The sequence below is a fragment of the Leisingera sp. F5 genome (assembly GCF_001593695.1).
Window position 1 is genome coordinate 1 of the sequence record NZ_LUKH01001094.1, and the last position, 1284, is coordinate 1284.

1 protein-coding gene and 1 pseudogene are annotated in these 1284 nt (G+C 59.3%); both read right to left on the bottom strand.

All coding sequences use genetic code 11. The features are described from left to right. Positions 1–240 (bottom strand): annotated as a pseudogene (locus A2I95_RS39175) (glutamine synthetase); the annotation flags it as partial. A gap of 195 nt (positions 241–435) precedes the next feature. Continuing rightward, positions 436–1284 carry an ABC transporter permease gene (locus A2I95_RS39180; RefSeq protein ID WP_291737758.1) on the bottom strand — a complete coding sequence of 283 codons (849 nt, stop codon included), beginning with the start codon at positions 1282–1284 and terminating at the stop codon, positions 436–438.

Below are 1284 nucleotides of genomic sequence, written 5' to 3' on the forward strand. Positions count from 1 at the left end.
CATCGGCACCGCACCGCGTTCGGTCGGCAGCATCACCCCGTCGGCGTCGCCGGTTTCAAACACCAGCGGATTGTCTTCCACATCGCGGCCCCAGAGATCGACATTGAGGGTGGAGATCGGCATCCGCGCCGCGCCGCTGTCCAGCTTGGCCGCCATACCCGCAGGCAGGCGCTTGCCGCGCATCTGGCCGTTCATATCACAGGCGGCAATGCGGATGGTCTTTAGTCCGGACAAGTCCATAGGAGGCTCCATGAGTGCGTTGCGCCAACCCTAGCGCAGAGAATTCCATTCGCCAAGATAATTTGATCAAAAGTTTGGGGTGACACTCCGGCGGCTTTAGTTTCCGGGAAAGCACCCTGCGGATTGAGGCACAGAACGCGCCCGGCACGATCCGGCATTTCAAAAAAAATGGCTCCCGAGGGAGCCATTCTGAATTCAGCGGATCAGGTTGAGCTTCAGCTTGGGTTTGCTGCGCCGCTCTTGCGGCAGGTGCTTGTTCAACCGTCGGTTCACAAAGCCGAAGATCGAAATGATCACCAGCGTCAGCAGGATGAAGTAGAAGGCCAGGATCGGGTAGGGGACAAAGGGGTTGAAGGTCTTGTCCGCAAAATAGCTGGCGTAATAAAGCGCGTCGCCCTTCTGCCGCCAGGCCGGGAAGCCTGAGAAGAACACCAGCGTGGTGGCATGGAACAGGAAGATCGCCTCATTGGTATAGGCAGGCCAGGCCAGCCGCATCATGGTCGGGAAGGTGATGCGGCGGAACCGGGTCCAGCCGGTCATGCCATAGGCATCCGCGGCTTCGATATCGCCCTTGGGTATCGACAGCAGCGCACCATAGAAGATCTCGCCCGAATAGGCGGCGGTGTTGCAGAACAGCACGATCAGCGCGCCCAGCCAGGCCGAGGTGAACGGATCGAAAAAGCTGGAAATCTGAACGAGCATTGCTTCGCCCGGTGTGAGCGGGGCCGACGGGTCAATGCCCTTAGAGACGCTTTTCAGGCTAAGGAAGCAGGCGTATGCAAAGAAGAACTGGATGAACAGCGGGCTGCCGCGGAAGATGAAGATGAACCACTCTGCCGGCTTGCGCCACATCGGGTTGGGGCTGGATTTGCCAACCGCCAGGGCGACCGCCAGGAAGAAACCGGTCAGCAGCGCGACAATGCCGAAATAGACGTTCCAGATCATGCCGGAGCCGATCAGGGTGAAGTGCTCGCACAGGGTGTATTCGCCCTTGGGCAGCAGCCGTTCGCCGAAGCCCAAGGAACGAAAGGCATAGGCCTGAAT